The sequence below is a fragment of the Acetatifactor aquisgranensis genome (assembly GCF_943193215.1).
Lineage (GTDB): Bacteria > Bacillota > Clostridia > Lachnospirales > Lachnospiraceae > Acetatifactor > Acetatifactor aquisgranensis.
The window spans coordinates 141,932-154,372 of record NZ_CALPDH010000004.1; the positions used below are offsets into that span (position 1 = coordinate 141,932).

At 52.3% G+C, this 12,441-nt stretch carries 9 protein-coding genes; all 9 read left to right on the forward strand.

Translation table 11 applies throughout. From position 1 onward, the window contains the following. Nucleotides 1-169: 169 nt before the first annotated feature. Nucleotides 170-1,957 (forward strand): LCP family protein, encoded by a 1,788-nt coding sequence (locus NFS35_RS05070; protein WP_251206057.1) that lies wholly within the window; start codon nt 170-172, stop codon nt 1,955-1,957. A 9-nt stretch (nt 1,958-1,966) separates the two neighbouring features. Further along, the gene (locus NFS35_RS05075; RefSeq protein ID WP_251206058.1) at nt 1,967-2,275 is read left to right on the forward strand and encodes a hypothetical protein; all 309 of its coding nucleotides are present in this window, start codon (nt 1,967-1,969) and stop codon (nt 2,273-2,275) included. A 70-nt stretch (nt 2,276-2,345) separates the two neighbouring features. Further along, a complete protein-coding gene (locus NFS35_RS05080; protein WP_251206059.1) occupies nt 2,346-3,887 on the forward strand; it encodes an MBOAT family O-acyltransferase in 1,542 nt (513 codons plus the stop codon). A 23-nt stretch (nt 3,888-3,910) separates the two neighbouring features. Beyond that, nucleotides 3,911-5,332: a hypothetical protein gene (locus NFS35_RS05085; protein ID WP_251206060.1), complete on the forward strand. Its 1,422-nt coding sequence runs from the start codon at nt 3,911-3,913 to the stop codon at nt 5,330-5,332. After that, nucleotides 5,320-7,866: a hypothetical protein gene (locus tag NFS35_RS05090; protein ID WP_251206061.1), complete on the forward strand. Its 2,547-nt coding sequence runs from the start codon at nt 5,320-5,322 to the stop codon at nt 7,864-7,866. The genes NFS35_RS05085 and NFS35_RS05090 overlap by 13 nt, the downstream gene beginning before the upstream one ends. 26 nt (nt 7,867-7,892) lie before the next feature. Further along, nucleotides 7,893-9,029: an aldo/keto reductase gene (locus NFS35_RS05095; protein WP_251206062.1), complete on the forward strand. Its 1,137-nt coding sequence runs from the start codon at nt 7,893-7,895 to the stop codon at nt 9,027-9,029. 87 nt (nt 9,030-9,116) lie between these two features. Continuing rightward, nucleotides 9,117-10,013 (forward strand): AraC family transcriptional regulator, encoded by an 897-nt coding sequence (locus tag NFS35_RS05100; RefSeq protein WP_251206063.1) that lies wholly within the window; start codon nt 9,117-9,119, stop codon nt 10,011-10,013. 33 nt (nt 10,014-10,046) lie between these two features. Next, nucleotides 10,047-12,239, forward strand: a complete 2,193-nt coding sequence (locus tag NFS35_RS05105) for an RNA ligase (RefSeq protein ID WP_251206064.1) — start codon at nt 10,047-10,049, stop codon at nt 12,237-12,239. Next, nucleotides 12,226-12,390 (forward strand): hypothetical protein, encoded by a 165-nt coding sequence (locus NFS35_RS05110; RefSeq protein WP_251206065.1) that lies wholly within the window; start codon nt 12,226-12,228, stop codon nt 12,388-12,390. Before NFS35_RS05105 ends, NFS35_RS05110 begins: the two co-directional genes overlap by 14 nt. Nucleotides 12,391-12,441 lie beyond the last annotated feature (51 nt).

Below are 12,441 nucleotides of genomic sequence, written 5' to 3' on the forward strand. Positions count from 1 at the left end.
ATTTACTCCTCTTTTTATGAGAATAGCATTGGCAATTACGTGTTTTTACATTATAATATCTGAAAAGGGAAAAGGCAATATTTAAAAAATTTTAAGGTTTCTTTTCGTGACGAAAGCGCCCGGATGTGGTATAGTGCATCATAAGTCAGTGTAAGAGGTGAAACAGTCAATGGACAGTAATGATAGAAGTGACAGAAATGAGATGGAGCAGATTCAGCGGGGACTGGAGGCGTTTCTGGAGAAAGAGATGGACGGCGCCCGGGTTTCGGGGAACCGGAGAGGCGGCCGGAGAGAGGAAGCCGTGGAGGACTCGGAAGAGATTCGCATCATAGGACAGCCCCGGGGCAGGGGGCAGTCCCGCAGACAGTGGGAGGCTGCAGAGCCGTATCCAGGGGACTGGCAGGATGAAGACGAAGAGCCGTTTCGGGGCGGGATGCCGCCGGAGGGCGAAGCGTATGACGAAGAGCCCGATTTGGAAGATTGGGATAACTGGGAGGAGGAAGCCAGGCCGGCCCGCAGGAGGAGAGCGGAATACGGAGGATATGGGGATGAAGAGCCGTATCCGGGGGACTGGCGGGACGAGGAAGAGGAAATTCCCCGGAGGAGGGCAGAATACGGCAGATATGAAGAGGAGCCCCGGAGGAGAAGAGGGGAATACGGCGGATACGAAGAGGAGCCCCGGAGGAGAAGAGGGGAATACGGCGGATACGAAGAGGAACCCTGGAGAGGAAAGCCGGGATATGACACATATGAGGACGAGCCTCCCCGCAGGAAAAGAGCGGAATATGAGACGTATGAAGACGAAGAACCGCGCCGTAGAAGACGGCAGACCGTAGATGCCGCGCCGCCCCGAAAGAGGGGCAGGGACTATGAAGAGGAGGAGGCGTCCCGGGGGAAGAGATATTCTCGGAAGAAAGGGAATTCCAAAGAGAAAGAGCTGGAACCAGAGGAGGAGGATTCCCGGATGTCGAAGAAAGCAAGCAAGGCGCAGAAGAAACGCCGTAAAAGAAAGTCCAGGCTCAGGAGATTCCTGATTGCCGTGGCGGTCATAGTCGCCCTGCTGGGGTTTGGCCTGTACCAGCTGGTAGGAGTGGTATATTCCAAGATGAATTACAAGGAGCTCAGCGCGGAGGCGACAGGGCCCATGAAAGAAGACGGTGTGGTGAACATCCTGCTCATCGGCAATGATTCCCGGGAGAACGGGGAGGACGGCCGCTCCGACGCGATGATTCTCATATCGATCAGCAGCAGGACCAAGACCATCTATATGACTTCTCTGCTGCGTGATATCTATGTGGAAATTCCCGGACATGACGGCAACCGCCTGAACGCCGCATACGCTTTCGGCGGCCCGGAGCTGCTGATGGCGACTATCGAGCAGAACTTCGGCATTCCTGTGAACCGCTATATGCTGGTGAATTTCGAGGCTTTTGCCGGTCTGGTGGACGCGGTGGGCGGTATTGAACTGGAACTGACCCGGGACGAGATAGACTATGTGAACGGCTATCTGGTGGAGTACAACATGCTCACCGGCAGGGAGCAGGGGACGGACAATATGGATCTATCCGTGGCCGACAATGGGCCGGCCGTGGTACATCTGAACGGCCCGCAGGCCCTTGCCTACAGCAGGAACCGCTATCTGGGCACGGACTTCGGCAGGACGGAGCGCCAGCGGAAAGTCCTTACAGCGGTGATAGGAAAGCTGCCCCTGGCCATGCTCACTAATGCCGGAGGGCTGATGGACGGCCTGATGCCGAACCTGACTACGAATCTGACCCAGGCGGAATGCTTTAGTTTAAGCCTGACGGCAGGGAAACTGCTCACCTATGACATTGTGTCTGACAATATTCCCCAGCCGGGCACCTACCGGGATGTGACGATTCGGGAAATGGCAGTGCTGGAAGTGGATTTCGATGCCAATATCAGGTATCTGAAAGAAAAAATATACGGAGAATAGGAGAAAGGTATGAGCTATTTTGTATTTGTGTTCATAGGCTGTACATGTATGTACGCAGGAGCGAAGATTTTAAGCAGCGAGGAGAGGAACAAAGTATTCAACAGATTCCCGATTCAGGTGGAAGATGTGAAGAAATATAATAAATTCTGCGCCATTCTGGTGATAGGCTTTGGCGTGGTGGCGGAGCTTACGATGCTCTGCGCCTACGCCTTAGGCGGCCTGCTCAGCATTGTGTTCACACTTTTCCTGATTGTGGAGGCCCGTATCGTCATGAAGATTTACAGCAAGGGCGAGAAGAAAATGCTGAAAAAAAGATAGCATGTACAGCAAGGAGAATAAGGTTCCAATTTTACCTTGACAAAGCTGCCGCTTGAAAGGATAATGATAAGTGGCGGAGAGGACAGGCTCCGAGGCGGAACGCTGTGGAGATAAGTGGGGGACGGGAGTGTTATTCAATTCCATTCATTTTTTGATTTTTTTTCCGATCGTGGTGTTGCTTTATTTTATTGTGCCAAGGAAGGTAAGATATCTTTGGCTTTTGCTGGCCAGCTATTATTTCTATATGTGCTGGAATGTGAAATATGTCGTCCTGATACTATCGTCCACTCTCATAACGTGGCTGACGGCAGGATATGTACACTCCTGCCGAAAGAAAGCCGCCGGGAGAGCGGCGCTGAGTGTCTGTATTGTCTTTCAATTGGGCCTTCTGTTTTTCTTTAAATATTTTGATTTCTTTCTGGATACCAGCAACAGGATTTTGGGCAGAATAGGCTGGGAGCTGCTGGACAAGCCCTTTGACGTGCTGTTGCCGGTGGGAATCTCATTTTATACATTTCAGGCCCTGAGCTATACCCTGGATGTATACAGAGGAGAGATAGAACCTGAGAAAAACTTTTTCAGATACGCACTTTTTGTATCTTTTTTCCCGCAACTGGTGGCAGGACCCATTGAGCGATCCGGTAATCTGCTGCGACAGATGCGCCGGATAGAGAAACTGGAGTTATGGAATTACGAGAATATCACAAACGGGCTCATGCTGATGGTCTGGGGGCTCTTCCAGAAGATGGTCATTGCGGACAGGGTGGCGATTCTGGTGAACACGGTCTTTGACGGCTATTATATGTACGGAGCGGTGGCGCTGATTGCGGCGGCGGCGGGCTTTGCCCTACAGATTTACTGTGATTTTGCCAGCTATTCTTCTATAGCGATTGGGGCTGCCAGGGTCATGGGCTTTGAGCTGATGGAGAATTTCGATACGCCGTATTTTGCCAGATCCATATCGGAATTCTGGCACAGATGGCATATCTCTCTGAGCACATGGTTCAGGGATTATGTGTATATACCTCTGGGAGGCAGCCGCTGTTCCAAGGTGAAAAGATACCGGAACCTCTTGATTACCTTTGCGGTCAGCGGCCTGTGGCACGGCGGAGGGTGGACCTTTTTGGCCTGGGGGATTCTGCATGGCATGTATCAGGTAATCGGCGATCTGACAAAAGGAATCCGACAGAGGGTGAATGACTTTTTCCATACGAAGACGGAAAGCATCAGCTATAAAATGGCACAGACGGTAATCACTTTCGCCCTGGTAGATGTGGCGTGGATTTTCTTCCGGGCGCAGGGGCTTCGCGCCGCATTGGAATATTGTCTGCGGATTTTTACCAGATGGGATCCATGGTCATTCTTCAATGGAGAGATTTACACGCTGGGACTGGACCGTGCCGAGATGAATATATTGCTTGCAGGATTGATTCTCCTTCTTCTGGTGGATTTGATCCGTTATCTGAAAAAACAGACATTCTCCGAATTCCTGGCGGAGCAGTGCATCTGGTTTCGGTGGGGTGTCCTGTTTGCGATGATGGCGGCGATTCTGGTATTTGGAATCTATGGGATACGGTTTGAGTCCTCGCAGTTCATCTATTTTCAGTTTTAAAAAGATGGGTTGGGGGTGTAAGGATGAACCTTCGCAAGGCGGCGAAAGCAGTTCTTTTTTGTGTGATAGCGGCAGTGCTGTATCTGTATCTTTACAGGGTGCTTTCCTGGAAAGATACGGGCGGGGACTACCAGTCTACTATGGATACCTTTTATACATTGGATGAGGACGTGGTGGATGTGGCTTTCCTGGGGAGCAGTCATTGCTATTGCGCGGTCAATACGGCGATTTTGTGGGAGCAGTATGGGATAGCCGCCTATAGCCTGTCTATCTCGGGCCAGGATATGGCCAGCTCGTATTTTTGTCTGAAAGAGATGCTGAAGACCCAGAGGCCCAGGGTGGTCTGCGTGGAGATGTATTACAGCAATCTGGAGGGATACCAGGTAAAGGGGAATCTGTATAGAAATCTTCTGGGGTATCGAATTTCCCGAAATTTCGCGGATGCTGTGGAAAGCATTGCGGAGGATGAGGAAAAGTGGGATATTTTGTTGAAATGGCCGATAATTCATACACGGTATGCCGAATTGAAGAGACAGGATTTCGAACCGGATCCTCAAATGCGGCTTTACATGGGCTGGGAGACAGGGTTCTCTGATGTGGAGGATATCGGCGGGATATCTGTATACCAGGGAGAGGAAACTTTGGAGATCCCTCAGGAGACAGAAGAGTGGCTCCTGAAGATCATCGCGCTGGCCCGGGAGGAGGATGTGGAACTGTGCTTTTTCCTGGCGCCTTTCGGGGCGGACGAAAGGGCGCAGATGCAGTACAAATATGCGGAGAAACTTGCCCGTGAGAACGGAGTGCCATTCCTGAACATGATTGATCTCCAGGAGGAGCTGCAGCTGGATACTGCCAGAGACTTTTCGGATACGGGACATACGAATTCCTATGGAGCGGAAAAGGTCACGGAATATCTCGGGAAATATCTGGACGGACATTATGATTTGGAGGACAAAAGAGGAGGGGCGCAGTATACTCTGTGGGATGAGAATCTGATGATGTGGAAACATCAGAAGCAAAATCAAATACTGCGGGAAACGACAGACCTGGGGCTTTATCTGGACAGCATATCCGGGCTGGAGGGTTATACTGTCATCATGGCCACGAGGGGAGAATATCTGGCGGGCGATGGGGAAAATCTGGCGGAAAGCCTGGCTGACATGGGGATAGATGAAAGTTTCTTCCAGATGGAGGGAGCCTGGGTGGTTGAGGATGGCGCGTTTCAGTATGGGACAGGGCTGGAGGATGGTTTCCGCCACATGGAAATCGGAGGGAGCGATGCCGTGATTCATGGAAATGACGGGCAGATGCATATCATCATTGAGCGCCAGGAATACATGCGGGCGAATCCGGGAATCGATATTCTGCTCTATGACAATATCCTGGAAGAAGTCGCCGACATAGTGGGATTCCAGGCGGCAGGAGATTATATATGTATCAGATGAGTGAAGGGAAAGGTAAGATGAGAAAACAGATAAAGCGGTTGTGCATGCTCCTTTTTCTGTGGATGCTGACGCTTGGCTGCGGCGGATGCGGCAGCGAAACGGGGGCCAGGCTGAAAAGCTATAAAATCTATCGCGTGGAGGGGAGCGATGCCTTGGAACTGACACAATTTGTGATGGACCTGGCAAAGCAGGAGGCGGATATCCGATTGAAAAATACCGCAGATGAGGAGGAGAACTGGATTTCCCTGCTGTCTGAGGAGGGATCGGCAAACGGGTACGGATACACTGTGGAGGGAATGGGGCCCAATGCGTTCACCATTGCCCGGGACGGAAACCATCTGTTTTTGCTGGCCCGGACCGACGCCGGGCTGAAGCGCGGGTGCAGATACCTTTTCGCTCACCTGGTGGACGGACAGGGGAGACTGCTCCTGGAGGATGGGGAGACCTATGCGGATGCCGGTCAGGATATGAAGGACGGAATCTACATAGGCAGTGCGCCTATTGCGGAATATACTATTTTTTATGGGGACAAAAGCGCAGTGCCCATGTGCGGGGAACTGCAAGAGTTCATTTACCGGACAGACGGAGATCTGCTGTCGGTGGCGGATTCGGAGAACCGTGAGGGAGCAGGAATTGTTCTGTCCATAGACAGTGCATTGGCCCAAGGGACAGGGCAGACTGTGATTGAGAACGGAGAGGTGTCCATAGCGGGGGCTGACGCAGATGCCCTGAGGCAGGAAATGTATCTGTTCGTGAACACCTATCTGGGATGGATGGACGCAGGAGAACCAGATGCCCGTATCAGCAGCACAGCAGGGACGATTTATGTGCCGGATGAGGTCAGGGCAGTGACAAATCCGTGGATAGAGGAGCGGGAGGCAATCGTGACGCTCTGGAATGTGAACTTTACCAGAGGCGTATATATGAATGAAGCCACTAGTCTGAAGAATAATATCCTGGACTATTCGGAAGAACAAATATATGAATACGTAAAAATGTTGAAATACTGTGGCTTCACAGGGGTGCAGGCTACAGATATGTGCTCTGCCTGGGCCGGAACGGACGGCTATGAGGCCACTCATGAGAAAATCCGCATGATGGCGGATGCGGCCCATTCGCTGGGGATGAAGTTCACCTTGTGGGTGTGGGGGGCAAATTTCGATGGGTTTAGCTGGGTGGACGACACGGTTTCCTATGCCCCGGGGGAGAGCGGATTCGCATATGACAATCCGGATACAGTGGCTACTTTTGAGAAATATTATTCCATCTATGCGGAGCTGGCAGATTGCTGCGACCGGGTAATCGCGCATTTTTACGATCCGGGCATGCTTTCCACATCAGAGGATGTGGCCTATTTTGCCAAAATGCTGCGGGGCAAGTTCCTGTCGGTGAATCCGGAAATCGACTTCGGCGTCAGCTGCTGGGTGGATGCTTTTGACAAAGGGACATTCGTGAGGGAGCTGGGCAATGATATCACGCTTTACGAGGGCGTGTTCTACGAAGATGAAAACGAGTATGTGGGTTTCCGCCAGTCTGTGGCGGGACTGGGCACCAGGCTGGGGACATGGGCCTGGGATATCTGCGAGATGGAGATAGACCAGCTTGCCCAGATGAATTTCAATATGGATATCATCCGGGAGACCTATCAGACGGCCAGAAAATATGACGAAATCTGTAAGCCCGCCTATTGGAGCGAGATGGACAGCTATCATGTCCTGAATGCGTTTTCTCTCTATTGTGCGGGTCAGATGCTGATCGATCCGGACATGGATGGAGAGGAACTGTACGCCAGGCTCTCCGCTGCTGTCGTGGGAGAAGAATACGCGGAGGAATTTGCGGAAATACTGCGGCTGATTCAGGATGCAAGGTCAGGAAGCACCTGGGACGAATTCTGGTGGCCGGACGATTCTTACCTGCTAAAGAGCGATGCCTATCCGGCGGAGAGCATTCTGGAACGATGTGAGATTTATATTCCTGTCCTGCAGGAGATGATAGACAAGGGGATAGACAGCCACACCTTTCCGTTTCCCATAGCCCTGGATGAAGTATTCCGGATGATGCTTCCTCATCTGGAGCAGATCAGGGAATATGCTCAGTTCCGGATTGGGCTGGCCGGGCTGGAGGAGGATTGGAGGCAGGGCGCATCCGGGGAAGAGCTGGGAGCCGCGCTGAAAGAAATCGCAGAGCCGGTGCTTTCCTATAATAGCGTCATCGGAATCTGGGGGCAGATAGAGGCCCGGGCCCAGAGAGAGATGGTGCTCGCGTTCTGTGACAAAACAGGGGCAGAGATTCCCGTCTATCCCGTATGGGACAGACAACGCAAGCAGTATATCTATGCACAGCTGGTCACGGATCAGAAAGGAAAGGGAGAGCCTGTCAGGGCTGGTTTCCCCTATTATCAATATGGCCTTGCCTACGGCGAGGAGACAGAGCGGCTGGTTCAGGAGATGGTGGAAGAGGGGCTGCTTGTCCGGGATGCGGACGGCAGCGTATATCTTGCCGACTGGGAGAACTACAAATATCATTTTGATTAAAATATCATAAAATGGAGGACGGAAAAATGGAAAAAAGAAAGATGGAGAAACTTGGTATCGAGACATCGCTGCTGGGATTCGGCTGTATGCGCTTTCCTGTGACCGCAGAGGGCAGGATTGACGAGCCGGAAGCGGAAAAGATGCTGGATAAGGCCATCGCCGCCGGCGTGAATTATATCGACACAGCATATCCTTACCATGACGGGGCCAGCGAGCCTTTCGTGGGCAGGGCCCTGAAGAAATACGACAGACATTCCTTTTATCTGGCTACAAAACTGCCCTGTTGGAAGGTAGAGGCCCTGGAGGATGTGGAGAAGATATTTGAGGAACAGCTAGGCCGTCTGCAGACGGATTACATAGACTTCTATCTGATGCACGCGCTGAACAAGGACAGCTTCCATAAAATGGCGGAGCTGGGCGTGGTAGAGAAGCTTGAGGAGCTGAAAGCCGCCGGAAAAATAAAATATCTGGGATTTTCCTTCCATGACGACTATGATGTCTTCGAGGAAATCATAGGCTGCAGGGACTGGGATTTCTGCCAGATTCAGCTGAACTATATGGATACGGAAGAGCAGGCAGGGATGAAAGGCTACCGCCTCACAGAGGAGAAGAATATCCCCCTGGTCATCATGGAGCCCATCAAGGGCGGTTCCTTAGCGGCTTTTGCGGACGACATCACGGGAAAATTCCGGCAGCTGGATTCGGAGCTTTCCGTGGCTTCCTATGCCCTGCGCTGGGTGGGGAGCCTGCCTAACGTGAAGGTCATCCTGAGCGGCATGAGTACCATGGAGCAGACAGAGGACAATCTGAAGACCTTTGAAAATTTCAAACCTCTTTCAGAGGAGGAGAGCAGGACCATCGAGGACATCGTGGCGCTGATCAAAGGCCGTGTGCAGAATGGCTGCACGGGCTGCCGCTATTGCATGCCCTGTCCCGCCGGCGTGGACATTCCGGGCAATTTCCGGGTGTGGAATACCTACCATATGTACCAGAACTACAATATGGTCAAAGGCAGCTGGGAAAATGGTCTGGGCGACGAAAAACAGGCCAGGAACTGCGTGAAGTGCGGCAAGTGCGAGAAAGCCTGTCCCCAGAAACTCCATATCCGGGAGGATTTGGAGAAAGTGCAGGCGGATATGGACAAAAAGGAATTTGTCCTCTAAAACCTGCACGGACAGGAATCTTTAAAAGCAAGTGGAGAGCCCCCGGCCGCATAAGGCCGGGGGTTTGTGGGCAAAGGGGGGACTTTTGTGGAGAAAGCGTTCAAACTGGATTTTGAAAACGACAAAGTGGGAAGCCTCTATGTGAACTGCTGCGGCTGTTCACAAACAGAGGGGCTCCACAGCTTCGGCCCGGCCTCCAAGCCCCATTATCTGATACATTATGTGCTGAGCGGCAGGGGAATCTTCCGGTTCCATGACAAGGAGTACCGTCTGGAGGCGGGATACGGTTTCCTGATACAGCCCAATGAGCTGGCCTTTTATCAGGCGGATGAAGAGGAGCCCTGGAGCTACCTGTGGGTGGGCTTTGGCGGAAGCCGGGCGGGAGAATACCTGAATTCCATGGGACTGTCCGCCAGGCATCCCATCTTTTCCTGCGACAGGGACCAGGAGCTCTATTCCATCGTGCGGGACATGATGGAGCACAATACGTTTGGCGTGGCGGACGATTTGCGGCGGAACGGGCTGCTGGGGGTCTTCCTTTCGGTGCTGGCCCAGGGGGCCGGGGTGGTGGCCCAGGACGAGGAGGACAAGGGCAATCAGTATGTGAAAAAGGCAGTCTCTTTTATCCAGAGCAATTACTGCAATCCCATCAAGGTGACGGATGTGGCGGATTACGTGTGCATCAACAGGAGCTATCTCTATACGCTGTTCCAGAACTACCTGGGGATGTCCCCCCAGCGTTTCCTCTCCACATTCCGCATCACAAAGGCCAGGGAGCTGCTGGACTCCACTTCCTACCCCATAGAGAGTATTGCCCTGTCCTGCGGGTACAATGACGCGCTGGTGTTCACCAAGGCGTTCCGGGCCATGAAAGGCATGTCCCCCTCCCAGTACCGCAAGCTCAGCCACAGGGAGAAGCGCAAGGAGCAGCTTCAGGAGGTGGAGCACCTCATTGCGCAGCTGCTGCGGCACCAGGAAGAATAGATTCATATAGATTGATAGAAAAGAGGTATTGAAATGAGAATTTTGCTCTTGTTAAGAGGCTCTGCCAGCTGCGGAAAGTCCACATGGATTGACCGGCACGGACTGAAGCCTTATACGCTGTCTGCCGATGATATCAGACTGCTGTGCCAGAGCCCGGTGATGCTGCCGGACGGCACGGAGGGAATCAGCCAGGAAAATGACAGCATCGTGTGGAAGACTTTATTTAATATATTGGAAATCCGTATGCAGAGGGGCGATTTTACGGTAATCGATGCCACCAATTCCAAGACCAGCGAGATGAACCGGTATAAGGAAATGTGCGAGACTTACCGGTATCGGATTTTCTGCGTGGACTTCACCGATGTCCCCATCGAGGAGGTGAAGAGGAGGAATGCTTCCAGAGAGCCTTTCAAGAGGGTGCCGGAGTCGGTGATCGATAATATGTACTCCAGGTTCCGGACCCAGAAGATTCCCTCCGGCATTAAGGTAATCGGGCGGGAGGAACTGGACACGATCTGGACCAGGCTGTTCGACATGTCATCGTACAAAAAGATTCATCATATCGGCGACTTGCACGGCTGCTATACGGCCCTGCAGAAGTATCTGGCTGACAACGGCGGCATAAAAGACGATGAAATGTATATTTTTGTAGGAGATTACATTGACAGAGGCATTGAGAACGCGGAGATGGTGAAATTCCTGATTTCCATCATGGACAGGAAGAACGTGCTGATGCTGGAGGGAAATCACGAGAGATGGCTGTGGCTCTGGGCCAATGACTGCGTGGGCAGATCCAAAGAGTTCGAGCTGATTACCAGACCTGTGCTGGAGGAGGCCCGAATCGATAAAAAGCAGGTAAGGCAGCTGTACAGAAAATTCGGACAGTGCGCTTATTATCGGTATAACGATAATATATTCCTGGTCACCCATGCGGGGCTGAGCACTATGCCGGAGAATCTTTCTTTCGTGGCTACGGAGCAGATGATCAAGGGCGTGGGGAACTACCAGGATTTCGAAAAGATTGCGGAGACCTTTTTTGACACCACCCCGGGGAACTGCTACCAGATTCACGGACACCGCAATACCAAACAGCTGCCGGTACAGGTGAACGACAGGGTGTTCAACCTGGAAGGGCAGATTGAGTACGGCGGCTGCCTGCGCTGCGTACAGGTGGACGGAGAGGGAATCCACTGCGTGGAAGTGCCCAATGAGGTGTACAGGATGCCTCAGATGCAAAGCGAGCAGACGGTGGTGGAGAGCTCCGTGGCAGACACCATCATCGCCCTGCGCCACAATAAGTATATCCAGGAGAAGAAATTCGGCAATATCTCATCATTCAACTACACGGATAAGGCCTTTTACGACAGGGTCTGGGATGCCCAGACTACCAAGGCCAGAGGACTGTATCTGGATACCGTGAAAGGCAAGGTGGCAGCCAGAGCCTATGATAAGTTCTTCAATATCAACGAGCGGCCGGAGACGAAATTTGAGATGCTCCGGCACAAGCTGCAGTTCCCGGTGACGGCCTATATCAAGGAGAACGGATTTTTAGGGATAGCCAGCTACAATGAATACGAGGACGCGCTGCTTCTGGCCAGCAAGTCCACTTTGGACAGCCAGTACGCGGGGTATTTCCAGGAGATGGTGCGAAAGCAGGTGTCGCCGGAGCATCTGGAGGAGATGAAAGCCTACTGCAGGGAGAATGACGTATCCTTTGTCTTCGAGTGCGTGGACATGGAGAACGATCCCCATATCATCGAATATCCGGAGAGCAGGCTGTTTTTGCTGGATATCGTGCATAATCAGATGGAATTTGAGAAATACGGGTATGAGGACATGTGCCATGTGGCGGAGGGCTTCGGCCTGAGGGCCAAGGAACGGGCCAGGGAGCTTGGGAACTGGCAGGAATTCTTCGACTGGTATTATGAAGTCATGGAGGAAGACTACGAGTATCAGGGGAGGAAAATAGAGGGATTCGTCATAGAGGACAGCGCCGGATACATGACAAAGCTGAAGCTGACCTATTACAACTTCTGGAAATTCATGCGGAGCGTGTCCCATGAAGCTATCCGAAAGGGCTACATCGCCAAAACCTCCGCCCTGACCACGCCGCTGGCCAATGAGTATTACGCCTGGGTCAGGAAGCTGCATGAGGCGGAGGACAGGGAGAGCCTGCCTAAGGATATCTGTGCCTTGCGGAGGATGTTCTACAGTGAGAGGGCCTGACAAGGCAGACTGCCCGTTTCGGGTTGTCAAGGTACCTGGAGGATATCGGATTCACGCCAGGTCATTCTTTGAGTGGCTGGATGGGAAAGAAGCTCCGCAGACACCGAAGGGCGATGATGTACCTGGAATGGATAATGTGGCGGCAATGTGAGGCAAGCCTGCACAGCAGGCGAATAATTTTATTGCGCTGAACATTCGTGAA